Here is a 24,032-nt window from a genome sequence, read left to right as displayed (position 1 = left end):
CCCTGCAGCAACCAAATTCGCATTACGATATTTCCCATCCACGCAATGAAATCACTACTTTTGCTGAAAAACCCTAAAAAACCTCCATTCAAAACGGGAGTTAGCGCACGAAAAGCAAATAGCTGAAAAAAGACCGCATTTTTCATAATTGAGAGAATTCATCCTAAGGCTAACAATACTTAACAAGCAGGAGATTGGTTCTCCTATGTATTACATTCCTTTAGGAGTAGTTTCATGACTCAATATTTTGAGCAGTTCGAGAAAATCGCATACGAAGGGCCAGAGTCCACTAATCCACTAGCGTTTCGTCATTACGACGCTAAAAAAGTAATCATGGGTAAAACCATGGAAGAGCACCTGCGCTTTGGTGCTTGTTACTGGCATAACTTCTGCTGGGACGGTTTTGATATCTTCGGTGCCGGCACCTTCGATCGCCCTTGGCAAAAACCAGGTAACGCACTTGAAATGGCGAAAATGAAAGCCGATGTTGCTTTTGATTTCTTCTCTAAAGTGGGCACGCCTTACTACTCGTTCCACGACGTTGACGTAGCACCAGCAGGTAACTCTATAAAAGAGTACACCGAAAACATGAAAGTCATGATGGATGTGCTTGCGCAGAAGCAAAGCGAAACCGGCATGAAATTGTTATGGGGCACGGCAAATGCGTTCTCTAACGCACGTTACATGTCTGGCGCAGGTTCAAACCCTAATCCTGAAATCTTCGCTTACGCAGCGAGCCAAATCTTTACTGCGATGAACGCAACTAAGATGCTAGGCGGCGAAAACTACGTATTATGGGGCGGTCGTGAAGGTTACGAAACGCTACTAAATACCGACTTGCGCCAAGAGCGCGAGCAGCTAGGTCGCTTGTTCCAAATGGTGGTTGAGCACAAACATAAAATCGGTTTCACCGGTACTATTTTGATTGAGCCAAAACCCGCTGAGCCTACTAAGCACCAATACGATTACGATACTGCTACCGTTTACGGTTTCTTAAAACAGTTCGGTCTAGAAGACGAAGTGAAAGTAAACATTGAAGTTAACCACGCTACTTTAGCGGGTCATTCTTTCCATCACGAAATTGCTACCGCTATTTCTTTAGGCCTATTTGGCTCTATCGATGCTAACCGTGGTGATGCGCAACTAGGCTGGGATACTGACCAATTCCCTAACAGCGTAGAAGAATGGACACCGGTAATGTATGACATTCTTCGCTCTGGCGGCTTTAAAGACGGTGGTTTGATGTTTGATACTAAACTACGTCGTCAAAGTATCGATCCCGCTGACTTCTTCCACGGCCACATTGGCGGCATGGATACTTGTGCACTTGCACTAGAAAAAGCGGCTAGCTTGCTAGAGAGCCAAGACATCAGCAAGATTGTTACTGACCGCTACGCGGGATGGAACGGTGATTTAGGTAAAGGCATCATGACCGGCGATTACAGCCTAGAGTCTTTAGCCACACAAGCGATTGCTGACAACATTGACCCAGCACACGTTTCTGGTCGCCAAGAAGAATTAGAAAACATCGTTAATAAACATATTTTTAGTAAGTAAAACCTGAGTATTAGTTAGTTCCTTTTGCATTATTGCCGACGCAGCAGCGTCGGCCTTTTTTTATCTTAAATTACTCACTAGACAGTGCAGCACCATTCACTACCCCCACATCTAAACTCAAGGGGTCGACCCCCTCTAAACAGCCTGCATTAACCCGAGTTAGCGCTGGCGCAGTACGCGGATTATGGAAGGTATATATTCCACAGTGTTTACAAAAATAATGTTTAGCCACTTGTGTATTCCATTGGTACAACGTCAATGCTTGCTCACCAGACAATAACTCGAAACTCGTATCATCAGCTGTCACCATTACAATACCTTTACGCTGGCAAAGGCTGCAGTTACAACGCACCGCCGGTTCTAAACTCGTTTTCAAGCTAAACCTCACCGCGCCACAATGACAACTTCCTAGGTAACTTTTAGTCATAATTCTCACCTTCAGAGATAAACCTTTTTTGAGTTTAACGCTGAATGCGATAAATGCTAGCGAGCCTTTTTCATTTGCACTATTATTAGTAACAATTAAGTCAATAAAGAGGTGCGCATGGAAACTTCTCTCAGTAGCAAACTCAGTCTTTGTTTACTGTTAATCAGTAGTCGCGAGGCTTTTGCCCAAGCAGTGCAACCGCCACAACTGATGCTGGCAGCCGACTACCAGCAAGATTTAGCGCTGCAACACTATTGGGTGTGTGAAAAATATGATGGGGTGCGCGCTTATTGGGATGGAACGCAACTACTCAGTCGTCGCGGCCACATCATTGAATTACCCAAGGCGTGGCTGAGTCAATTACCCAAGGTTGCCGTAGACGGAGAGCTATGGCTGGGTAGAGGACAATTTAGTCACTTAGTGGGCTTAATCAATCAACACAACCCCAGCTTGCCACTGTGGCAAGAAGTCCGCTTTATTGCCTTTGATTTACCGCACTATTTGGGTTCTTATCAGCAACGCTATCGGCACTTACAAACCCTAAGTGCAGCCAATGCCTTTATGCAGGTACCCGTTTATCGCGCTTATCCAGGGCGGCCAAAATTAGAACAGCAGCTGCAACAAATCAGTGCTGAGGGCGGTGAAGGTTTAATGCTAAGAGACCCTGAATCACTGTATTTACCGAGTCGTAGCAACGCACTAATCAAGTATAAAAGCTACCAAGATGCCGAGGCGGAGGTGATCGCCTACAGCCATGGAAAAGGTAAGTACCGAGGTATGTTAGGTGCCTTAGTCGTAGAAGACGCGCAAGGTCGAAAATTTAAAATAGGCAGTGGTTTGAGTGACCAATTACGGGCCGAACCACCCCCTATCGGCAGCGTGATTGAATATCGCTACAATGGCTTAACCGAACACGGCAAACCTCGTTTTGCCCGTTTTGTGCGCATTCACCAAGCCTTATAAGGCGGCGTTTACTTTAAGTCTTTGTTTCGTTCTACATCGACCAAGTAGTCACCTTCAAGCCAATTGCGCCCAACTAACAATTTGTAGTGCATTTTACTGCGGTCACGTAAATTTACTTCCACTGTTTTGGCTTGGCCTTGCCATTCCACCGCCAAAGCCACCTTGTAGCGGATTTCTAAGCCCTGTGAATTTCGCACCGCAGCAACATTGGTGATAAGCGCCTTACCTTGGTGTTTTTCACCCTGCTCGTTTTCAGTAGTAAACTGCAAGTACTTACCGATATTTTTACGCATTGTGGGACGCACTATCGACTTTTGCTCAGCCTCACTGTAATCCGCAGGATTAATATTCTCGCCATCCAATACGGTCATGGCTTCTGCATGCATAGAAGTGCTAGCTGCACCGGTATCAATTCGAGTTAAGAAGTGCAGGTCGGCTTCGACGATGCGAACACGCTCGGCGGCACCTACCGTTAGTTTTTCGGCCATTGCACTGCTTACGCAAGCAAGTACTAGTATTGCTGCAACTAGTAGTTTCTTTAACACGCTATACCTCTCTTATGTGATTGTTCACGCGGATAATAAATAAAACGGTTAGTTACCGCCGTTTGGGTCGCTTACCATAGCATGTTTGCCTATAATTTTGCCGAGAGTTCAAAGATGAGGATACAAATGAAATACCTCGTATTATTTTTGATAATAATTAGCTGTGGTACATCGCAAGCAAAAACGATTGAAATACAAAGCTTCATTTTCCCGCCTTACATTATGCTCAATGCTCAAGGCAGAGCAGAGGGGATCATTATCGATCTCATTGACCAGAGCTTTGCGAGACTTGGCGTGGATGCCGATTATCAGCTAAGCAATTGGGCAAGAGCGTACGCCAAGGTGAAAACCCATCAAAGTCAGGGGCTTATTCCCACTATGCGCACCACCGACAGAGAGCAGTTTTTCTACTATCCTGATACCGCCTTTTTATTGCTAGATCAGCACCTCATTGCCACATCGTCATGGTCTGAGAATAGCTTTTCAGGAGATTTCTCTGAACTCGATGCCTATCGCATAGGTAAGGTGCGCAATGCCCGTATTTCGCCTTCTTTTGATGCAGCACTAGCAGATAAAGTATTTGATGTAGACAAACACAATAGCGTTGAAGGTTTAGTCAAATCATTATTATTGGGCAGGTTAGATATGATAGCCACCGACAGTCGGCAAGCACTTTTGGTTGCCACACAAGAGGGTAAACCGCACAGCTTAAAGCTGCTCAAGCCTGCTTTAGGCCAAGTCCCCGTGTACTTAGCTTTTAGTAAAGAACAGGTTGACGAAAAGTTTGTTGAGCAATTTGACCAACAGCTTAAGCAATTACTTGAACAAGGGGCTTTGGCACAATTAGAAGCTAAATACTTGCAGTAACCGCTAGCCTAGCGCTCGATCCCAATCTTTCCATACCACTTGATAGCCTGCGTTTGTTACCGCTTCGGCGACCACTTCAGGCCTACGATCATCGCTAATTTCAAACTGTTCTAAGGCTTTCTCACTGGTATCGGCATAACCTCCCGGTTGAGTACTAGAAAAAGCACTCATGCTAGTAATACCCAGCGGGATAGCATGATTGCGAAAATGCTCCGACTCGCGGGTAGATAATGACAATTCAACATCAGGGTTAAACAAACGATAGGCACAAATTAGCTGCACTAATTGTTTGTCGCTCATTACAGATTTAGGTTGAAATCCCCCCTCACAAGGACGTAAGCGAGGGAAAGAAATAGAAAATTTACTCTTCCAGTATTTTCGTTCTAAGTATTGCAAATGCGCCGCCACATAAAAGCAATCGCTGCGCCATTCATCTAAGCCAATTAGCGCACCAATACCCATTTTTCTGATGCCGGCGTCACCTAAACGTTCTGGCGTAGCTAAACGATAATCGAAATTACGTTTGCGCCCTTTAGGGTGGACCTCTGCATAACGGTGTCTGTTATAGGTTTCTTGGTAAACCATCACTGCGTCCAAACCCAAGCTAATGAGTTCTTCATATTCAGCTTGGTCTAACGGCTGAACTTCCATGGAAACATGTGAGAAACGGGCTTTTATTTTAGGCATGACTTGGCGGAAGTAATCCATGCCAACTTTGCGTTCGGACTCTCCGGTAACTAACAAAATGTGGTCAAAACCGAGTTGTTTAATGGCGTCTAACTCAGCCTCAAGCTCTTCCATATCTAAGGTAACCCGGCGAATTTTGTTACCCATCGAAAACCCACAATAGTCACAAATATTGCTGCACAGATTGCTTAAATACAGCGGAATATAAAACTGTTGAGTCTTGCCAAAACGCTGCTGGGTTAAACGCATGCTGCGCTGGGCCATGGCTTCTAAGTAGCCTTCAGCAGCAGGCGAAATAAGCGCCTGAAAATCATCTAAATCCAATTTATCTTTAGCCAACGCACGCTCTACATCAACGGTGGTTTTACTGTTAATGGCTAAATGAACAGCAGCATTATCGTATTGGGCTAATTGCTTGGCAAAACTCATAGGCTTCTCTACTTACAAGGTATCTAAAAATGCTGTTAAGGGGCTAGTCGCTTCGGCGTGACGTAACTCGGCACCTAAGCCAGCCAAATAAGCAGTGCGCCCAGCTTCAACAGCTTGCGCAAAGGCCTTCGCCATAGCTACCGGATCTTTAGCTACCGCCATAGCGGTATTCACTAATACAGCGTCAGCACCTAATTCCATGGCTAAGGCAGCGTCTGACGGCGCGCCAATACCTGCATCAACCACTACTGGCACCTTGGCTTGTTCAATAATAATTTCGAGGAAGTCACGACTACGTAAACCTTTATTTGTGCCAATTGGTGCACCTAAAGGCATTACCGCGGCGCAGCCTACATCTTCCAAACGTTTACATAACACTGGATCTGCATGCACATAAGGCAGCACCACAAAGCCCTGCTGCACCAGCTTTTCGGCGGCTGCTAAGGTTTCAATAGGATCAGGCATCAGATATTTAGGATCAGGGTGTATTTCTAGCTTAAGCCAGTTAGTGCCCAAGGCTTCGCGGGCCAAATTAGCGGCAAATATCGCTTCTTCAGCATTGCGCGCACCCGAGGTATTAGGTAACAAATTGACCCCCGCTTTAATCAGCGGAGCCAGAATGTCGTCGTGCTGGTCTTGCGCATCAACCCGCTTCATCGCCATAGTCACCAATTGACTACCACTGGCTTGAATACTGTCGCTCATTAGCTGAGCCGTGGCAAACTTTCCAGTGCCAGTAAATAAGCGACTAGTAAAACTTTTATCTGCAATTTTTAACACAACGTATCCTTTTAACCACCAGCGATTGCGCGGAAGACTCTTACTTTTGCTTGATCCAAGATCTCAGTATTTGCCCATTCACTACGCGTAATAATGTTGCCGTTCAATACCACGGCGACCCCTTCAGAATTTTGTGCTTGCTGAGCTAATAACTGCTCAATATTAAGAGGTGGCTTCAACTCGGTAGCCTGACCGTTAAATTCAATGCATATCATGACTGTTCTCTATTGGTACCGCACACTGGACACTTAGGGTCATGTTTGGTTGTTAGGTGAAACCACTCAAGAGTGTGAGCATCAAAGCTAGAAAAACGTCCCACTTGAGCCGATGCGATTCCAACAATCAATTTGATTGTTTCTAGCGCTTGTAAGCTGCCAATAGTGCCTACCACAGGGCCCAATATGCCGGCGTTACTGCAGTTCAACTGCTGCTCGCTAGCATTGGGAAATAAACAGTGATAACAGCCTTGTGCTGCTTGGCGAAAATCAAACACCATTAGCTGCCCATCAAAAGCCACCGCGGCACCACTCACCAGCGGTACGCTGGCTGCCACACAAGCCTGATTTACCGCATAACGGGTAGTAATGTTATCGCTACAATCAAGCACTACATCTGCCTGCGCCACTTCCATAGCCAATAACATAGTATCCATTTTTCGATTTACTGTGCGTATCTGAATATGAGAATTAAGCGCCTGTAAGTGCTGCTTAGCCGCAGCCACTTTCGGCTGCTTTATATCCTCTTCTCGATACAGCACTTGACGTTGTAAATTGGAACTATCAATGTCATCAAAGTCAGCGAGCACTAACTTGCCGACACCTGCGGCCGCTAAATACAAACTAGCTGGCGCACCTAAACCGCCCATACCGATCACCAAAACCTGCGCTTGCTTAAGCTTAACTTGCCCTTCTTCACCCACATCTTTTAATAACAAATGGCGGCTATAACGAAGGCATTCTTGATCGCTTAAGGTCAAATCACTGCTGGCTTGGTTCATATTGCTTCCTAATGCTGGTTGACTGTTTTCTGGCTTGCTATGGCTTCAAGTTCAGCTACCGCTACAGCAGGATCTGCCGCTTCGGTAATCGCTCGTACCACGGCCACACTGCCTACTCCACATTGCCATACTTGCTGAGCCCGGCTTAAATCGATACCACCAATGGCCACCAAAGGATAATCGTGCATCAAGCGAGCATAACGGCTTAGCTTAGCTAAACCCTGTGGCTTAGACGGCATGTCTTTGGTTGTAGTAGGGAAAATGTGCCCTAAAGCAATATAACTTGGTTGTAACTGGCTGGCACGTAGCAATTCAAAATAACCATGAGTACTAATACCTAAACGCAAACCTGCAGCAGCAATTTGTGCTAGATCCGCGACTTCTAAGTCTTCTTGGCCAAGATGAACCCCATAAGCGCCATGTTTTACCGCTAATTGCCAATAGTCGTTAATAAATAACCGGGCTTGGTGTTGATGGCCAAGCTCAATGGCTCGAATAATATCGGCTTCAACTTCGGCATCGGTTTTATCTTTAATGCGCAACTGCAGGGTTTTTACCCCAAGCTCAAGCAAGCGCTCGATCCACTCAAGGCTATCAACCACCGGATACACACCCAACTTGGTGGTATCACAGCGCTCAAAAGTTACCGCTTCTGGCCAAGACTCGCTTAAACCAAACCTTTGGCCTAACACTGTTTGAGCTGACTCTACCCGTGGGAAGTTTGCACGCTCTGTGGGCCAGCCAAGATGGGCTAAATTACCACGACCAAGCACTTGTTTTAAGCCCTGATAAACATAGGCTTTAGCTAATACCAGTGCATCTTCCATGGCGAAATCATGCGCTAGGGCAGAGGCTAACGCAGACGCTAGCGTACATCCGGTTCCATGAGTATGCGGCGCGTCAATCATTGCACTCGACAGTACAATTTCTCGTTGGCCGTCTGTGAAATAATCTACAGCAGCACCGGGTGTTAAGGCTAAATGTCCACCTTTGGCCCACACCGCTTTGACCCCTTGCTTAAGCAAGCAACTACAGGCTTGCTTAAGCGCAGCGACACTGTCTAGCGTAAAGCCGGTTAAACTCGCTAATTCAGTCGCGTTAGGGGTTAAGACATCGGTTTGGGCCAATAAAGCTGGGAGAGCCTGCATCAAGTCATCTAGGGCTAAATTAGCGCCTGAGCTAGCGACCAACACCGGGTCACATACCACTATTGGAGGTATAGCCCAAGTCGCCTTGTAGGTCGCTAATTTATCAGCGACTACACGCACTAACTCAGCACTGCCCAACATACCAATTTTAATCACCTTGGCAGGGTTGGTAAGCGCTAGCGCATCTAATTGCGCCGCTAACAAGTCAGGTGATGAAGGCTGAATAGCCGTCACCCCTTGAATGTTTTGCGCCGTAATTGCCGTCACCGCAGTGGCGCACTCTACGCCAAAGTCGTGAGCGGTAAGCAAATCAGCTTGCAAGCCCGCCCCCGCACAACTATCGCTACCAGCGATAGTCCAGATTTGCGGACGCAAGTCGATTGTCGTGTCCAACTTAGACTTCATCGCTGGTCTCAGCACGCAGTGGCGAATGGTAAATCTCGGCCCCTTTGTCTCTAAACTCTGCAGATTTTTCGGCCATGCCTTCGGCAACAAAACCTAAGTCAGCCAAAGGTTCATCAATCATTTTGATTTCTAAATCTTTGGCGTAGTCACGCACTTCTTGCGAGATTTTCATTGAACAGAATTTAGGTCCACACATTGAGCAAAAGTGAGCCACCTTGGCAGAATCTTGCGGTAAGGTTTCGTCATGATAAGCGCGTGCTGTATCAGGGTCTAAGGCTAGGTTGAATTGATCTTCCCAACGGAACTCAAATCGCGCCTTACTCATGGCGTTATCGCGGATCTGTGCGCCAGTATGTCCTTTTGCTAAATCAGCTGCGTGCGCCGCTATTTTGTAAGCAATCATGCCTTGCTTGACATCGTCTTTATTCGGTAAACCTAAGTGCTCTTTAGGTGTGACATAACACAACATCGCACAACCAAACCAACCGATCATCGCGGCACCAATACCCGATGAGAAGTGGTCGTAGCCCGGTGAAATGTCAGTGATCAATGGGCCAAGCGTGTAGAATGGTGCTTCGTGACACTCTTCTAACTGCTTCTCCATGTTCTCTTTAATCATCTGCATTGGCACATGACCTGGGCCTTCAATGATCACTTGTACATCATATTCCCAAGCCACTTTGGTGAGCTCACCCAAGGTTTCTAGCTCAGCAAATTGGGCTTCATCGTTAGCGTCAGCAATAGAACCCGGACGCATGCCATCACCTAACGACAGTGATACATCGTAAGCGGCACAAATTTCACAAATATCGCGAAAACGTTCATACAAAAAGCTTTCAGTGTGGTGAGCTAAACACCACTTCGCCATAATCGAACCACCACGCGACACAATACCCGTCACCCGTTTAGCGGTCATAGGCACATAACGCAGTAATACACCGGCGTGAATAGTAAAGTAATCAACACCTTGCTCGGCTTGTTCAATCAAGGTATCGCGGAAGACTTCCCAATTAAGGTCTTCAGCTACGCCGTTTACCTTTTCTAAGGCTTGATAAATAGGTACGGTGCCAATCGGCACAGGTGAGTTACGAATCACCCACTCGCGGGTTTCGTGAATATAACGACCGGTCGACAAATCCATCACCGTATCGGCGCCCCAACGGCTGGCCCATACTAGCTTTTCAACTTCTTCTTCAATCGATGAAGTCACTGCCGAATTACCGATATTGGCATTTACTTTCACCAAGAAGTTACGGCCAATGATCATTGGCTCTGCTTCGGCGTGGTTAATATTGGCAGGGATAATAGCGCGACCACGGGCCACTTCATCACGCACAAATTCACCGGTAATATGTTCTGGCAGTGAAGCGCCAAAGGAATGACCTTTTTGCTGCTCGGCCAACAAGTCTTCACGAATTTTATCCCGCCCCATGTTTTCACGGATCGCGATGTATTCCATTTCTGGTGTAACAATACCTTGGCGAGCATAGTGCAGTTGGGTAACGGTTTTGCCAAGTTTAGCTTTTCGAGGAGTAGGTAAACTTTCAAAGCGAATATGGTCTAAGCCTTCATCAGCTAAACGCTGCTGCGAAAAGTTAGAGCTAAGCCCGGTTAATTCTTCGGTATCGCCACGCTCTTCAATCCACGCTTTACGCAGTTGTGGCAGGCCTTTATGAACATCTAGTTCAGCATGTTCGTCGGTATAAATGCCCGAGGTATCGTAAACGCGTACAGGTTCGTTAGGCTCTAACTTTGGTTCATCTTTAGTGCCGCCGACTAAACTGTCAGCCAGGTTAATTTGGCGCATCGCCACTTGGATGTCGTCTCGACTTCCCTGAACATAGATTTTTTCTGAATTTGGAAAAGGTTGGCCTTGCAGATTATTAATGTATTGCTCTGCTGCAGCTCTGGTTTCGCGTCTTGACATGACTGGCCTCTAAATAAAAATTTAAGAATGAGGCTTGTCGGATGTAGGAAAAGTAACCTTTTGTTAAGTTGTGCCGCTTAGTTGGTGGCTCAAACATTAACAGAAGCAAACCGTTACTCATCTTGTTCCCTGCGCAGGCATTATCCTGATCAAGTTATACGGATCCCACACAGCGTAGCTTAGCTACTCGTGGTCTCAGCCTTTCGGCACTCCGACAAGAAAGCCGAGTATAGGGCTGAAAAAACCAAACCACAATAGCGATATACAGAAAGGTAATAATGAAATTAATTATTTTTGTTAAGCCAACACTAACAATTGCTTAACCTTTTAGGATGAGTATTTAAAAAGAATGTTAGAAAAAGCTTTGCGGAACATTCAGCACATCGCCAGCTGAAACGCGATCTTCTAAAGTGACTCTTTGTTGTTGGTCGGGGCTGGCACCTTCGGCTTGAATAGTAATTTTACTTTTACCTGCACGCTCACTAAAGCCGCCCGCTAAAGTGATTGCACGGTTGACCGTTAAACCCGGTTGATAAGGGTAAGCCCCCGGGCGGGCGACTTCACCATTGATAAAAAATGGTCGGTATTCGACCATGGTCACTTGTACCATAGGGTCGACCAGATAGTCGCCACTCAGACCGGATTGAATCAGCAACTGTAACTCGGTCAAGGTCATATCTTTGGCTTTTATTTTGCCAAGAAAGGGATAACGAATATAACCATCGTCAGCTAAACGCGTCTCCATGTGAAGTTCTGGCTCACCGTACACAATCACTCGAAAGGTATCACCCGCCGCTAAACGATATTCTTGTATTGCTTCGTTAGCGTCAGCTAAAAGACCAAAGGATAACCCAGCAAGCAGCACAGCAAGTCCGCATTTAAATGGCCTCCATCCTTTGTTCATTTAGCTAAATCCTCATTTATAGGCTGAGTCTCAATTTAAGACTAGTTACCTGCTTATCATAGCTAACGGCCTCAACCGTAGAATCTTTATCCCTCCATAGCTGCCAAAGTGAAATTTCTAGCCAACGACGGAATTGATAGCTTACCCCAATTCGACCTTCATAAGTTTTATCTTGTCGAGTAATGCCAAGATAATCATCATCGTCATAGCCAAATGTCACATAAGTTAACAGTCGTTCTTGCCAATAATGTTGCCAATCTAACTTGATATTAGTGTTATCTATTATATCTCCGCCTTGCTCTGGCGCTTTGGCTTTGCGCCCCCCCTCTAAACTAACAGTAGAGTAAGTTCTCGGTGACCAATCAGCTGCGATACTCCAGCTGAGGTCGGCGAACTTATCACGAGAGCCCTCTTTAAACTTACGCTCTTGCCAACCAATTTTAGCGCGCCCTTTGGTTTTACCTGTCACCGCCCAGTCGCCACCCACATAGGCAAACAAGTCATTGAAGTCTCGGCTATCGGTATTGGGCTCGGTGGTTTTGTAATCACTTTGCAAGGCTTCAAGCTCGGCCAGTAAACGGGTCGCTGAAGACACCCTATAGAAAAAACGTACACTGCCGTCAATTGCTTTGCGGTCACGATACTGGGTGACATCACGAAAATTGACATAATCTAGTTGACGAGCGTTGGCTTCTAATTCAATTTGCGCGCTTGCACTCAGCGCTCCATAGCCATATAAGCCATGAAAATGATTTAAGTTATATTGAACCGGTTCGTCAATCACGCCACCTAAACCCGCCGAAATGCCGTCACCTCGTTGATCATGGGTTCGTTTGAAGTCATAACTCAATTGACCACGGTGACGTGCCGAGAACTCCCAATCACCATTCAACTGCAGATGGTGATCGACAAAGTTATCTTCGGGGCTATCAAAATACTCAGCCCACTCTAGGCGGTAGCCGGCATAATAACGGCTGGTATCACGCTCTGATAACAGCGCTATGGCAGGGGACACAATGGTGCCCCAAGAGGACACTTTGTCGTCATTAGTGTTGGTTAAGTTACTGTCATAGAGGCCAAGTACTTCTATACTAGGCATCACTCCGACTCCATCTGCACTGTACCACTGAGCTGGCTGCATTGCCGCCAAGGCATGACCTGCCATTGCTAGGGCTGGCAGCAAGACGATCCCTATCTTGCGCATTATTTATTCTCCAAATTGACTAACTGCTACCTTAACAAAGCCGAAGGACAACGCCCAAGGCTTTTTGCTGAGGTTTATTAGAATAAATGTGAATAATACGCCTCACTCAGCGATAAACCTAGCCACTAAAATTGCAAGCCAGCGCTAAATACCAGTGCCAACACAAAGCTCAGTTTTGCGGTGGCTTGCAATTGTTGGTCAAGAATTTGATGTTGGTGGTGACGAAATACTGTTAGCGCCACTTTGATCAGAGCCATGGCGGGCAATAAATATAACCAAGCCAAGCTAGTGGGAGCCTGCAAAACGATATAGATAGCAAACAACAGCAAAGCGCCAAATACCAACGCTAAATGGTAATAACGCGCCAACTGTTCCCCTAAACGCACCGCTAAGGTTAACTTGCCAGCCTGTTGATCGGGCTTAAAGTCTCGTAAGTTATTAATATTTAATACCGCTGTAGCGAGTAAGCCGTTGGCGGCGGCCACTAAACAGACGGTAAAACTCATGCTTTGTGTATGCAGGTAATAGCACCCCATCACACCCAACAAGCCAAAAAACAAAAAGACACTGATATCGCCAAAACCTCGGTAGCCGTAGGGTTTAGCGCCCATTGTATAGGCCATTGCAGCCACAATGGCTAAACCTCCAAGGCCAATAAATCCCAGCCAAGCCTGCCAATGTCCTCCCAAGCTGGTCGCTAACAAACTAAGCCCGCTCACCACTGACAACAAAGCCACCACCAATATCGCTCTAAGCATTTGCTGCGGGCTCAGCAAGCCAGCTTGAATAGCCCGCTGTGGGCCCACCCGAGAGTCATCATCTACACCTTTCACTGCATCGCCATAATCATTAGCCAAATTAGACAGTATTTGCAGCAATAAGGCGGTCACTAGGGCTAACACCAAAACTGGCCAAGAAAACGCTTGCTGAGAAAGCGCCAGTGCGGAGCCAAGAATAATCGACGAACTTGCCAAAGGAAGAGTGCGTAAACGCGCCGCATGAAGCCATGATTTCAAAGTAATATTCAACTTAAAGATAAGAACTTAGCGTCTATTATTGCTCAGCATCAAGGCTGAGCCAAATCTGACTGTAATATTGTAAAAAAAACAGCTACATTGAGAACGTCATCAAGCGCAGGAAGTAACTACGGTGAAGCTGTCTGACAGCCAATTTGAACAAGCCATACGCCAATTGAGGCAGGCACCCCAGCACGGGTTTCAACAAGCTTGTATCAAGCTTGCCAAACTCGATCTGTTAGCGTGGTTAAACCAACAGCAACATAGCACCCGCGGTTATTGGAAAAATAAACATCAACAACAAGTTGCCTTTGTAGGGGCCGCTAAATCAATATTAAATCTCGAACAACTGCAGTCGGTATGCGACCAACTCGATCCGGCCAATAACCAACTCCGTTTTTATGGCGGCATTGCCTTTGCAAGGCAAAGCGCTCTTTGGTCGAGCTTTCCGCAGCGACGTTTCATCCTGCCGCGTTTCGAAATTCGTTGTGATGGTGAATATACCCGACTGTTTATTAATGCCAATTTTGAGCATCAGCCAGAACTTGAATATCAGCGTATCGAGAAAGCCTTTCGCGCCTTAAAACCCAGCCAAGCACTGCAACATGCCCCACTGAAAGCCTTAAGCCGTCAAGACCAACCTAGTCGCCAACATTGGCAGCGCTTGGTTGACCAAGTCACCAGTGAAGAGTTTCAACAGCATACCGCCAAGGTAGTGTTATCGCGACAGACCAACATTCAACTCAATGCAGAGCTCAACGCCTTCTCTTTGCTCAAGCAATGGCAACAAAAAGAACAAAACTGTTATAGTTTTTTGTTTCAATTTGATGGGGTTAGTAGCTTTTTGGGCTGTAGTCCCGAGCGCCTGTATTCGCGTGAGGGAAGTCAATTGGTTAGTGAAGCACTGGCAGGCACGACACCTAGAGGCAACACACCCGAGCACGACCAACAACTGGGCGAACAATTACTCGAAGACGCCAAAAACCAATTAGAGAACCAATTGGTGGTAGATGATTTAACCCGTCGTTTAAGGGAATTGAGCCTGCATGTTCGTACACTCGATGAATTACAGTTAGTCAAGTTAGACCGGGTACAACATTTAAAACGGCGGATCCAAGCCAAAATAAGCCCTTCTTTAGACGACCGTTCTTTATTGCAGGCTTTACACCCCACTCCTGCTGTGGGCGGCCTACCGCGTTCATCAGCAGTACAATTTATATTAAAAAATGAAGGTTACGCTCGCGGCTGGTATGCTGGAGCGGTTGGCTGGCTAAGCGGAGCCCAAAGTGAATTTTCAGTGGCAATCCGCAGCGCACTGGTCACGCCTCAGCATTTAAGTACCTTTGCCGGTGCAGGGATTGTTGCTGGCTCACAAGCCGAACAAGAATGGCAAGAACTGAATCATAAAATCGCCACGGTACTGCAGTTAGTAGATGAGGACGCGCTGCTTGAAAAAGAACATTAATATTGCCTGGGCTGAGTGGTTAATAGAAGACTGCGTACGCCACGGTATTGAGCACTTTTGCATTGCACCGGGCTCTCGCTCAACCCCCTTAACGTTAGCGGTGGCCAATCACCCCAAGTGCATTAGCCATTGCCACTTTGACGAGCGAGGCTTAGGCTTTTTTGCTTTAGGTGTGGCCAAAGCAAAGGCACAAACTGTGGCGCTAATCACCACCTCTGGCACCGCGGTGGCTAACTTATATCCAGCGGTTATAGAGGCTAAGCAAAGCGCCGTTCCGCTGCTGGTTCTTAGCGCAGACCGCCCCCATGAGTTAATTGCGGTAGGCGCTAACCAAGCGATAGAGCAGTTGGGTATTTTTGCTAACTATCCGGTATATCAAGCGCAACTGGCCGAACCCAGCTTAAGTCTCTCACCACGAAGCATGCTAACAGAGCTTGGCCATGCCTTAGCGGTGCAGCAACAGACTACCGGTCCGGTGCACTTAAATTGCCCCTACCGTGAACCGTTTTACCCTGAACAGGCGCAACAAGATCTTCGCCAGCAAGCGAATGAACTCGCGCCTTGGCTCGCAGGATCGCAGCCTTACTATCAACAACTCAGCGCTGAGCCGCTAGCGCCCCCTGCCAGTGATTGGCATCAACTAAAGATTGAGAGCAAAGTACTGGTCGTGATCGGCCAACAAGCAAGAGAACAAAGCCAAGCCATTATTGCTTGGGCTCAACAGGCTGGCTGGCCAGTAGTAGCCGATTGTCAAAGCCACTGGCAACAAAGTGACACTCGCAACGGAATTATTAGCCAAGCAGAATTGTTACTCGCCAATCAGCACTTTGCACAGCACGCTGACGCCGAATTGATTATTCAGTTTGGCGGTAAATTAGTCTCTAAACGCCTAAACCAATGGCTAGCGGCATCAAACGCAAGGCATTACTTGATTGATACGCTACCACAGCGAATAAATTCCGCTCACAGAGCACAACAACGTTGGCAGTGCCAAGCCAAGTCATGGTTAGCCGCTCATCCGGTAACAAGTGGCTTATCCAATGCCCACTACTTAGAGTTATGGCAAGCAGCCCAGCAACAACTAGCGCCTGTGATTAATCGCGCTCTAGTCGATTATTCTGAGCTAGCAATATGTCAGCAAATATCTCGATTACAAGCAGATAATACCGCGCTATTTATGGGGAATAGTATGATAGTGCGTATGTTTGAGTTGCTTGGGCAAGACTGTAAAGCCAAACACTACTTTAGCAACCGTGGAGCCTCTGGGATTGATGGCCTACTCGCTACCAGTAGCGGGATTAACCAAGCGCTGCACACATCCACTACCTTGGTGATTGGCGATACCTCTCTTCTACATGATTTAAACTCTTTAGCCTTAGCCAGTCGCTGTCAGTCTAATTTAATCATCGTGCTATTTAATAACCAAGGTGGAGAGATCTTCAAGCTGCTTCCCGCGCTTGCTGAGCCAAATAAGCACCACCAATTGGCCAATGACTATTACCAGCTCCCTCATAACACTCAGTTTGCAGCGGCGGCTAACACCTTTAACTTACCTTATCTTAAAGTCGCTAACATCGAGCAGTTTGTCCAAGCCTTTAAACACTCCCAACAGCAACCAGGTGCCAGTTTAATTGAGGTAAGTTTTACCTCTGGGGATGCCAGCACCCGCTATAAAAATTTAATCATAGAGGTGAGCTCTAAAGATGCACTTTAGTGTTTATGGCCAACACCAACGTCCTTGCTTGGTATTACTGCACGGCTTTTTGGGCAGCGGTAGTGACTGGCGCGCAGTCATCGCAGCGCTAAGCCAGCACTATTACTGTGTCACTATAGATATTCCCGGACATGGAATGAGCGCCCAACAACGCTTAAAACCACGAGCCGCTTTTAAAGACTTTAGTCATCAACTAAGTGCCTGCCTTAAAAGGTTAAAAGTCACGCACTATAGCTTGCTCGGCTACAGCTTAGGCGGCCGCCTAGCCCTGCATCACGCCTTGTTAGCCCCAAAAGGTTTGCAACAGTTGATTATTGAGTCAGCACATACCGGGTTAAGCGATGACCAAGAGCGAAAGCAACGCTTAGACCACGATAAAAAGTGGGCTGAACGTTGGTTAACAGAACCCTTGGAGAAACTGTTAGACGATTGGTACCAACAAGGCATATTTGCCAATTTGTCCAGCGAGCAGCGCCAGCAACTGATAACCAAGCGTAGCCAGCAAGATCGACAAGGCATCGCAGCCACCCAAGTGGCATGTAGTGTCGGTTTACAGGCTGATCTCGCTCAACAACTGGGTCGACTGAAAATGCCACTAGATTTTATTGGCGGTAGCCTAGACAATAAGTACCAAGGCTTAGCTAAACAGCTATCGCAAAACACGCCTAGCCTGCGTTGGCACAGCATTAACAACGCCGGGCACAACTGCCACTTTGAACAACCGACACTGTTTCTTCAGCAACTGTCCCAGTGTCTTAAAAACCATAGAGAATAGAATGACTAAGATTGATAACTCCGCTGTAAATTGGTTGAATGCCGACAATGGATACAGCGATATCCGCTACCACAAGTCACGCTGCGGCATCGCCAAAATTACCATTAATCGCCCTCAAGTACGCAATGCTTTTACTCCCTTAACGGTACAAGAAATGATGCACGCCTTACACGATGCGCGAATTGACCCAGAGATTGGCGTCATCATTTTAACCGGTGAAGGTGAGCTAGCATTCTGTTCGGGTGGCGATCAGTCAGTACGTGGAGATTACGGCGGTTACAAAGACGATCAAGGCACCCATCACCTCAATGTGCTAGATTTCCAACGGCAAATTCGCACTTGTCCAAAACCAGTAGTTGCCATGGTAGCGGGATACGCAGTGGGCGGCGGTCATGTATTGCATATGATGTGTGATTTAACCATTGCCGCCGACAATGCTAAATTTGGCCAAACAGGGCCCAAAGTGGGTTCATTTGATGGCGGCTGGGGTGCCAGCTACATGGCGCGTATCGTCGGCCAGAAGAAAGCCCGTGAAATTTGGTTTTTGTGTCGCATGTACGACGCCCAAGAGGCCTTAGACATGGGCTTAGTAAACACCGTAGTGCCCTACGCCGAACTGGAAAAAGAAACCGTGCAATGGTGCAGAGAAATGCTTCAGAACAGCCCAATGGCACTGCGCTGCTTAAAGGCAGCGCTCAATGCTGACTGCGATGGCCAAGCAGGCTTACAAGAACTTGCTGGGAATGCCACTATGCTATTCTATATGACAGAAGAAGGTCAGGAAGGGCGTAATGCCTTTAATGAAAAGCGGCCGCCAGAATTTAGTAAATTTAAGCGGAACCCTTAATTAACAAAAGAATCAATTGATCATATTGAGCTTCCGATGATAGATTGAGAGGGGTAAGCATATGGCTTACTCCCATTCTAAAATGTAGAGGATTAAAGGCATGTTATGTCACTGGAAAAGTGCCACGCTAAGCCGTTATAGCCAAGCGTTAACCAAACCCTTGCAGCTTGGGCCTCTACAAATAAGCCATCGACAAGGCTTATACCTAGACATTCAATTTAGCGATGGTCGAATTGGTCGGGGAGAAATTGCCCCCCTGCCTGGCTTTAGTGATGAGAATTTAGCCCAAGCAGAGCAACAAATCATCGACTGCTTGCAAGGACATACCCAACGCAAACTGTATCCCAGTGTGGCCTTTGGTCTAGATTGTGCGATGGCAGGCCTACCACCTGAATCGCCAATTCAAGTGGCTTACCCCCTATTAACGGGTGATTTAACTGACTGCCAGCAAGTACTTAACAAAGGTCATATTACGCTGGCCAAACTCAAAGTGGCTCGGCACTCTCCGAAACACGACATCCAGCTGATTCAACAATTACAACAACAATACCCCTCACTCACCTTGCGCTTAGATGCCAATCAAGGGTGGATTTGGAACCAAGCTGTTTTTGTTTTAGAAAGTATCGATTTAAGCCGAATTGAATACGTTGAAGAGCCACTAAACAACAGTCAACAATGCGCTATGCTGGCTGCCCGTACTCAAGTAGGTATCGCATTAGACGAAACCTTGCAAGATAGCACTTATCGCTACCACTACTTTGAAGGTTTACGCTGTTTAGTCATCAAGCCCAGTTTAGTCGGATCTTGGCATCGCACCATTAATCTGATTGAACAAGCCAGCGCTGATAAGGTTAAGTGCGTATTAAGCTCAGCCTGCGAAACAGAAACAGGGCTGGCTTGGATCCAAACCCTAGCCAAACAATACACACCTGGTGAAGCGCCAGGCTTAGACACTTTTAAAGCCTTTGCTGACACCCCCCGCGAGATAGAACTCATTCAAGAGTTTACACATAGCCGTTAAGCACCACCAGTCACCCGCTAAAGTTCGGCTAATAGAAGGGAGATTGCTGATAGCTACCTGGTGGCATTTTTTACTAACAATCAGAAAGTTAAACACAAACACTTGAACTAACACCGGCTACCGCCATGCTTTTTTGTCGCCAAAAAATAAGCCACTCAAGCAAAACTGTGACTCAACTATAGTGCCAATGCGTAATAAGCACGCCCCACAGGAAAACGTTTTCTTGAGGTGTGTCACAAAGTGTTACTTTATGTGAATAAACATCATACCTGAACAAAAAAGCATCATTGGCGATTATTTTTCATACGCCTAGTCTGGATGCTGAGGAATGGTTATTGGGATGACCTCTTCACCCTACATTTAGCTAAAACAAAATAAAACAAGCTATAAAGCAAGGAGCAAAAATATGAAAAAACTGATCACTCTACTGTGTACAGTGGTATTGGCGATGTCTGCCCCAGTATTTGCGAAAACTGTAAAGATTGGCCTAGCAATAGACGACCTTCGTTTAGAGCGCTGGCAAAAAGACCGCGACTTTTTTGTTGAGAAAGCAGAAGCTCTCGGCGCCAAAGTATTTGTTCAATCATCAAACAGTAATGAAACCGCCCAGATATCGCAGATAGAGAACATGATTTCTCGCGGTGTGGATGTCTTAGTTATCATTCCTTACAATGGTAAAGTACTGTCAAACGTAATTGCTGAAGCCAAGTCAGAAGGCATTCAAGTATTGGCCTATGATCGTTTAATCAACAACGCTGACATCGACTTCTACCTATCTTTTGATAATGAAAAAGTCGGTGAACTACAAGCTGAAGCACTGATTAAGCATAAAGCAGACGGTAACTTCTTCTTAATGGGTGGGTCTCCGGTAGATAACAATGCCAAATTGTTCCGCCAAGGCCAAATGAACGTATTACAACCGCTGATTGATAAAGGCGACATTAAAGTTGTTGGTGATCAATGGGTAGATGGTTGGTTAGCTGAAAATGCCCTTAAGATTATGGAAAATGCGCTCACTGCCAATGACAATAATATCGACGTAGTAGTGGCCTCAAATGACTCGACGGCGGGAGGTGCAATTCAAGCGTTGGACGCTCAAGGTCTTGCAGGTAAAGTGTTCATTTCAGGTCAAGATGCCGATTTAGCCGCAAGTCGCCGAGTTGTTGCAGGCACCCAAACCATGACTATCTACAAACCGATTAAATTATTGGCTACCACCGCGGCAGAACTCGCCGTTCAAATGGCCAATGGTGAAATGCCAGAGTCTAACTCTAGCTTAAACAACGGCACCAAAGATGTTCCTTCATACTTACTCACACCAATCCCAGTAGATAAAAGCAATATTGACGCGACCGTCATCGCTGATGGCTTCCACGCTAAATCGGATGTTTACCAATAAACATTTTTTCACTTAGCAGTTAGAAAGGGTGGGCACTACCCGCCCTTTTTATTAGGAGCAATGATGAGTCAAACTAGCTTATTGGTGATGTCGAACATCGTCAAAAAATTCTCCGGAGTGATTGCCTTAAATGGGGTTAACTTTGATTTAGAGCGCGGCGAAGTCGTATCACTTTGCGGCGAAAATGGCTCGGGTAAATCCACCTTAATGAAGGTGCTTACCGGTGTGCACCCTTATGGCAGTTATGAAGGTCAAATTCAATACAAAGGCGCTCCGCTTACGTCTTCCTCCACCAGAGATAGCGAAGCCAAGGGCATTGCAATCATCCACCAAGAGCTCACTCTAGTCAAAGAGCTGTCGATACTAGAAAACATTTTTCTTGGTGCTGAGATCTGCAGTTATGGTGTGCTGGATCACAGCGCGATGTTTAAACAAACCGAAGCCTTACTGCAACGGGTCAAACTAGACGTGTCACCCGATACGCCGATTCGCGAATTAGGGGTTGGCCAACAACAATTAGTTGAAATAGCCAAAGCCTTATCTAAAAATGCCGAAATATTGGTTTTGGATGAGCCTAGCGCCCCTCTCACGGAATCTGAAACTCGCGTTTTACTGGATATCGTTAAACAGCTACGTAACGAAGGGGTTAGCTGTGTTTATATCTCGCATAAGCTGACCGAAGTAAAAGAGATCTCTGATCGTATTTGCATTATTCGCGATGGCGAACATATTGGTACACAAGACGCTAAACACATGAGTACCGATGACATTATTAGCATGATGGTCGGTCGAGAACTTAAGCAACTGTTTCCACGTGAAGAGCATCCCATTGGCGATGTTATTTTAAAGGTAGGTCCCGTAAATGCGCAATTAAGCAAAACCGCCAACTTAAAGCAAGTTGATAGCGTTAGCTTTAGTCTACGTAAAGGCGAGATTCTGGGAGTCGCTGGTTTAGTTGGCTCTGGCCGAACGGAGTTAATGCAATGCTTATTTGGTTCCTACGAAGGTATTTACCAATGCCCAGTAGAACTAAACGGCAACCCCATAAAAATTCGCCATAATCGCGACGCGCTCGCTCATGGTATCGCCATGGTGCCAGAAGATCGTAAACGGCATGGCATCATACCGATAATGGGGGTAGGTCAAAACATTACCTTGGCAGGTTTAAATATGTTTGCAGGGCTGGCTCAAACCGTAGATGAATCCGCGGAACAAGCTGCCATCGATGAGTCTATTTTACGGCTAAAAGTAAAAACAGCCTCCCCTGAACTTGCCATAAAAAGCCTCAGTGGCGGCAATCAGCAAAAAGCGATTTTAGCCAAATTTCTATTACTGAAACCACGAATTCTGATCCTCGACGAGCCCACCCGAGGAATAGATGTTGGCGCCAAATATGAAATTTATAAGTTGATGTATCAACTGGTTAAACAGGGCATTAGCATCATCATGGTATCTTCAGAACTTCCCGAAGTATTAGGAATTAGTGATCGAGTTCTAGTGATGCATGAAGGGAAATTAAAGGGTCTATTAGACAATCAGAACCTAAGCCAAGAAATGGTGATGGACTGTGCGCTGGCCGAGGAGTAACAACATGTCTAGTCAAGAAACCACCATCAGTAATACTGCCACCAAAGGAAGCCTGATGGACAATATTAAAAAAATGAAGCTACAGGTATTAGTTATGTTTGCGGCAATTGCCGTAATTATGCTGTTTTTCTACTTTGCCACTGACGGTAGCTATCTCACTCCGCGTAATATATCTAACTTACTGCGCCAAACCGCAATTACAGGCATATTGGCGATTGGCATGGTGTTTGTAATCATCTCCGCTGAAATTGATTTATCGGTAGGCTCAATGATGGGTTTATTAGGCGGAGCGGCGGCTATCATGGATGTTTGGTGGCAATTACCACTGCCATTAACCATTGTTCTTACCTTGATAGCGGGCTTTTTATTAGGCCTATGGAACGGTTGGTGGATAGCTTATCGTAAGGTGCCTTCTTTCATTGTCACCTTAGCGGGCTTATTGGCATTTAGAGGCATATTGATTGGGATTACCGGTGGCAGCACCGTAGCGCCCACCACTCCAGAGATGTCGATCATTGGTCAAAGTTACTTACCTGATATGTTTTCCATGATTACAACAGTGGGAGCCTTGGCTGTATTTTTTGCCTGGCAAGGTAAACTCCGTAAGAACCGCACTTCTCATCAGCTAAGTAATACACCGGTGACTGGCGATATTTTCAAGTTTGGTCTAATTGCTATCTTTGCGCTTGGCACGGTATTACTACTGAATGATTACCGTGGCGTACCCACTCCGGTATTACTACTGGTGGTATTGATGTTTATCGCCGCTTTCATGGCGAAGAAAACCGCTTTTGGTCGGCGCATTTATGCCATCGGCGGTAACTTAGAAGCCAGTCGTTTATCGGGTATCAATGTTGAACGAACAAAGCTAAGTGTATTTGCGATTAACGGCTTGCTAGTGGGTGTTGCCGCCCTTATCTTAGCATCACGCCTAGGAGCGGGTTCCCCCTCTGCAGGTAACATCGCGGAGTTAGATGCTATTGCAGCCTGTGTGATTGGTGGCACCAGTTTAGCAGGTGGCGTAGGCACGGTGTTTGGAGCAGTAATAGGGGCCTTTATCATGGCCAGTTTAGACAATGGCATGAGCATGATGGATGTTCCCACCTACTGGCAGTCAATCATCAAAGGGAGCATCTTGCTACTGGCAGTATGGATGGACGTAGCCAGTAAAAAACGCGCCTAGAAGCTTAAGGGTAAAGCGGTTGAGGCTGCTTTACCCTTAAGGGTTGCCAATAGATACCGATGTCACCGAAATTGCAGATCCCGCTTAGTAAATCCCACCCCACAGCCACTTTTAGACATATCATTTCGCCAATACTGCTTACTCAACCGAGAGTGTGTGCTCTATCACACTACCATTGACTAATG

Annotated in this window: 22 protein-coding genes and 1 riboswitch; of the genes, 11 read left to right on the top strand and 11 right to left on the bottom strand. The window is 46.4% G+C overall.

What is annotated here, in order from left to right; translation table 11 throughout:
- The first annotated feature begins 234 nt into the window (after positions 1 to 234).
- Positions 235 to 1,557 carry a xylose isomerase gene (gene xylA / locus ACVFI8_RS11645; protein ID WP_248713319.1) on the top strand — a complete coding sequence of 441 codons (1,323 nt, stop codon included), beginning with the start codon at positions 235 to 237 and terminating at the stop codon, positions 1,555 to 1,557.
- A gap of 70 nt (positions 1,558 to 1,627) precedes the next feature.
- Here xylA and ACVFI8_RS11640 read toward each other — a convergent pair whose 3' ends face one another.
- Positions 1,628 to 1,984 (bottom strand): GFA family protein, encoded by a 357-nt coding sequence (locus ACVFI8_RS11640; protein ID WP_248713320.1) that lies wholly within the window; start codon positions 1,982 to 1,984, stop codon positions 1,628 to 1,630.
- Between the two features lie 117 nt (positions 1,985 to 2,101).
- Here ACVFI8_RS11640 and ACVFI8_RS11635 point away from each other — a divergent pair, with 117 nt between their 5' ends.
- On the top strand, positions 2,102 to 2,947 hold the full coding sequence (locus tag ACVFI8_RS11635) for a DNA ligase (protein ID WP_457871417.1): 846 nt from the start codon (positions 2,102 to 2,104) through the stop codon (positions 2,945 to 2,947).
- Positions 2,948 to 2,955: 8 nt separating this feature from the next.
- On the opposite strand, the gene ACVFI8_RS11630 is transcribed toward ACVFI8_RS11635, so the two are convergent.
- On the bottom strand, positions 2,956 to 3,492 hold the full coding sequence (locus tag ACVFI8_RS11630; RefSeq protein WP_457871416.1) for a putative ATP-dependent zinc protease: 537 nt from the start codon (positions 3,490 to 3,492) through the stop codon (positions 2,956 to 2,958).
- 126 nt (positions 3,493 to 3,618) lie between these two features.
- Here ACVFI8_RS11630 and ACVFI8_RS11625 point away from each other — a divergent pair, with 126 nt between their 5' ends.
- Entirely contained in the window at positions 3,619 to 4,359 is a 741-nt protein-coding gene (locus ACVFI8_RS11625) for a substrate-binding periplasmic protein (protein ID WP_457871415.1), read from the top strand.
- A 3-nt stretch (positions 4,360 to 4,362) separates the two neighbouring features.
- On the opposite strand, the gene thiH is transcribed toward ACVFI8_RS11625, so the two are convergent.
- From thiH to ACVFI8_RS11580, 9 genes are all read right to left on the bottom strand, one after another.
- Positions 4,363 to 5,475, bottom strand: coding sequence for a 2-iminoacetate synthase ThiH (gene thiH / locus ACVFI8_RS11620; protein ID WP_457871414.1), 1,113 nt, complete (start codon positions 5,473 to 5,475; stop codon positions 4,363 to 4,365).
- Positions 5,476 to 5,487: 12 nt separating this feature from the next.
- Positions 5,488 to 6,255 carry a thiazole synthase gene (locus tag ACVFI8_RS11615; RefSeq protein ID WP_248713325.1) on the bottom strand — a complete coding sequence of 256 codons (768 nt, stop codon included), beginning with the start codon at positions 6,253 to 6,255 and terminating at the stop codon, positions 5,488 to 5,490.
- A gap of 11 nt (positions 6,256 to 6,266) precedes the next feature.
- Complete coding sequence (gene thiS, locus ACVFI8_RS11610; RefSeq protein ID WP_248713326.1) at positions 6,267 to 6,470, bottom strand: sulfur carrier protein ThiS; 204 nt, start codon at positions 6,468 to 6,470, stop codon at positions 6,267 to 6,269.
- Positions 6,467 to 7,252, bottom strand: a complete 786-nt coding sequence (locus tag ACVFI8_RS11605) for a HesA/MoeB/ThiF family protein (protein ID WP_457871413.1) — start codon at positions 7,250 to 7,252, stop codon at positions 6,467 to 6,469. The genes thiS and ACVFI8_RS11605 overlap by 4 nt, the downstream gene beginning before the upstream one ends.
- Positions 7,253 to 7,260: 8 nt before the next feature.
- Complete coding sequence (thiE, locus tag ACVFI8_RS11600) at positions 7,261 to 8,805, bottom strand: thiamine phosphate synthase (protein ID WP_457871412.1); 1,545 nt, start codon at positions 8,803 to 8,805, stop codon at positions 7,261 to 7,263.
- Entirely contained in the window at positions 8,795 to 10,732 is a 1,938-nt protein-coding gene (thiC, locus tag ACVFI8_RS11595) for a phosphomethylpyrimidine synthase ThiC (protein ID WP_248713329.1), read from the bottom strand. The genes thiE and thiC overlap by 11 nt, the downstream gene beginning before the upstream one ends.
- A gap of 109 nt (positions 10,733 to 10,841) precedes the next feature.
- A riboswitch (TPP riboswitch) is annotated at positions 10,842 to 10,956 on the bottom strand.
- A 128-nt stretch (positions 10,957 to 11,084) separates the two neighbouring features.
- On the bottom strand, positions 11,085 to 11,636 hold the full coding sequence (locus ACVFI8_RS11590) for a polysaccharide biosynthesis/export family protein (RefSeq protein ID WP_457871411.1): 552 nt from the start codon (positions 11,634 to 11,636) through the stop codon (positions 11,085 to 11,087).
- A gap of 16 nt (positions 11,637 to 11,652) precedes the next feature.
- Complete coding sequence (locus tag ACVFI8_RS11585; protein WP_248713331.1) at positions 11,653 to 12,840, bottom strand: outer membrane beta-barrel protein; 1,188 nt, start codon at positions 12,838 to 12,840, stop codon at positions 11,653 to 11,655.
- Between the two features lie 125 nt (positions 12,841 to 12,965).
- On the bottom strand, positions 12,966 to 13,856 hold the full coding sequence (locus ACVFI8_RS11580; protein WP_248713332.1) for a 1,4-dihydroxy-2-naphthoate polyprenyltransferase: 891 nt from the start codon (positions 13,854 to 13,856) through the stop codon (positions 12,966 to 12,968).
- A 133-nt stretch (positions 13,857 to 13,989) separates the two neighbouring features.
- Between ACVFI8_RS11580 and ACVFI8_RS11575 the strand changes: the two genes are divergently transcribed.
- From ACVFI8_RS11575 to ACVFI8_RS11540, 8 genes are all read left to right on the top strand, one after another.
- Positions 13,990 to 15,321, top strand: a complete 1,332-nt coding sequence (locus tag ACVFI8_RS11575; RefSeq protein WP_457871410.1) for an isochorismate synthase — start codon at positions 13,990 to 13,992, stop codon at positions 15,319 to 15,321.
- Complete coding sequence (gene menD / locus ACVFI8_RS11570; protein WP_457871409.1) at positions 15,305 to 17,035, top strand: 2-succinyl-5-enolpyruvyl-6-hydroxy-3-cyclohexene-1-carboxylic-acid synthase; 1,731 nt, start codon at positions 15,305 to 15,307, stop codon at positions 17,033 to 17,035. Before ACVFI8_RS11575 ends, menD begins: the two co-directional genes overlap by 17 nt.
- Entirely contained in the window at positions 17,025 to 17,810 is a 786-nt protein-coding gene (gene menH, locus ACVFI8_RS11565) for a 2-succinyl-6-hydroxy-2,4-cyclohexadiene-1-carboxylate synthase (protein ID WP_457871408.1), read from the top strand. The genes menD and menH overlap by 11 nt, the downstream gene beginning before the upstream one ends.
- A 1-nt stretch (position 17,811) precedes the next feature.
- On the top strand, positions 17,812 to 18,657 hold the full coding sequence (gene menB, locus ACVFI8_RS11560) for a 1,4-dihydroxy-2-naphthoyl-CoA synthase (RefSeq protein ID WP_248713336.1): 846 nt from the start codon (positions 17,812 to 17,814) through the stop codon (positions 18,655 to 18,657).
- A gap of 100 nt (positions 18,658 to 18,757) precedes the next feature.
- Positions 18,758 to 19,678, top strand: a complete 921-nt coding sequence (menC, locus tag ACVFI8_RS11555) for an o-succinylbenzoate synthase (protein WP_457871407.1) — start codon at positions 18,758 to 18,760, stop codon at positions 19,676 to 19,678.
- Positions 19,679 to 20,084: 406 nt separating this feature from the next.
- Positions 20,085 to 21,077: a D-xylose ABC transporter substrate-binding protein gene (gene xylF / locus ACVFI8_RS11550; protein ID WP_248713338.1), complete on the top strand. Its 993-nt coding sequence runs from the start codon at positions 20,085 to 20,087 to the stop codon at positions 21,075 to 21,077.
- A 60-nt stretch (positions 21,078 to 21,137) separates the two neighbouring features.
- Positions 21,138 to 22,664: a xylose ABC transporter ATP-binding protein gene (locus ACVFI8_RS11545; RefSeq protein WP_248713339.1), complete on the top strand. Its 1,527-nt coding sequence runs from the start codon at positions 21,138 to 21,140 to the stop codon at positions 22,662 to 22,664.
- 4 nt (positions 22,665 to 22,668) lie between these two features.
- Positions 22,669 to 23,847 (top strand): sugar ABC transporter permease, encoded by a 1,179-nt coding sequence (locus ACVFI8_RS11540; protein WP_371923094.1) that lies wholly within the window; start codon positions 22,669 to 22,671, stop codon positions 23,845 to 23,847.
- Positions 23,848 to 24,032 lie beyond the last annotated feature (185 nt).

The sequence above is a fragment of the Agarivorans sp. MS3-6 genome, assembly GCF_054112545.1.
Note: the sequence above shows the minus strand (reverse complement) of the source record. Positions and strands in the feature narration are given on the sequence as shown.

Excerpts from the sequence above, each read along its gene's own strand:
- xylA (WP_248713319.1), top strand. The coding sequence starts at position 235 with ATGACTCAATATTTTGAGCAGTTCGAGAAAATCGCATACGAAGGGCCA.
- ACVFI8_RS11640 (WP_248713320.1), bottom strand. The coding sequence starts at position 1,984 with ATGACTAAAAGTTACCTAGGAAGTTGTCATTGTGGCGCGGTGAGGTTT.
- ACVFI8_RS11635 (WP_457871417.1), top strand. The coding sequence starts at position 2,102 with ATGGAAACTTCTCTCAGTAGCAAACTCAGTCTTTGTTTACTGTTAATC.
- ACVFI8_RS11625 (WP_457871415.1), top strand. The coding sequence starts at position 3,619 with ATGAAATACCTCGTATTATTTTTGATAATAATTAGCTGTGGTACATCG.
- thiH (WP_457871414.1), bottom strand. The coding sequence starts at position 5,475 with ATGAGTTTTGCCAAGCAATTAGCCCAATACGATAATGCTGCTGTTCAT.
- thiS (WP_248713326.1), bottom strand. The coding sequence starts at position 6,470 with ATGATATGCATTGAATTTAACGGTCAGGCTACCGAGTTGAAGCCACCT.
- ACVFI8_RS11605 (WP_457871413.1), bottom strand. The coding sequence starts at position 7,252 with ATGAACCAAGCCAGCAGTGATTTGACCTTAAGCGATCAAGAATGCCTT.
- thiE (WP_457871412.1), bottom strand. The coding sequence starts at position 8,805 with ATGAAGTCTAAGTTGGACACGACAATCGACTTGCGTCCGCAAATCTGG.
- thiC (WP_248713329.1), bottom strand. The coding sequence starts at position 10,732 with ATGTCAAGACGCGAAACCAGAGCTGCAGCAGAGCAATACATTAATAAT.
- ACVFI8_RS11590 (WP_457871411.1), bottom strand. The coding sequence starts at position 11,636 with ATGAACAAAGGATGGAGGCCATTTAAATGCGGACTTGCTGTGCTGCTT.
- ACVFI8_RS11585 (WP_248713331.1), bottom strand. The coding sequence starts at position 12,840 with ATGCGCAAGATAGGGATCGTCTTGCTGCCAGCCCTAGCAATGGCAGGT.
- menH (WP_457871408.1), top strand. The coding sequence starts at position 17,025 with ATGCACTTTAGTGTTTATGGCCAACACCAACGTCCTTGCTTGGTATTA.
- menB (WP_248713336.1), top strand. The coding sequence starts at position 17,812 with ATGACTAAGATTGATAACTCCGCTGTAAATTGGTTGAATGCCGACAAT.
- menC (WP_457871407.1), top strand. The coding sequence starts at position 18,758 with ATGTTATGTCACTGGAAAAGTGCCACGCTAAGCCGTTATAGCCAAGCG.
- xylF (WP_248713338.1), top strand. The coding sequence starts at position 20,085 with ATGAAAAAACTGATCACTCTACTGTGTACAGTGGTATTGGCGATGTCT.
- ACVFI8_RS11545 (WP_248713339.1), top strand. The coding sequence starts at position 21,138 with ATGATGAGTCAAACTAGCTTATTGGTGATGTCGAACATCGTCAAAAAA.
- ACVFI8_RS11540 (WP_371923094.1), top strand. The coding sequence starts at position 22,669 with ATGTCTAGTCAAGAAACCACCATCAGTAATACTGCCACCAAAGGAAGC.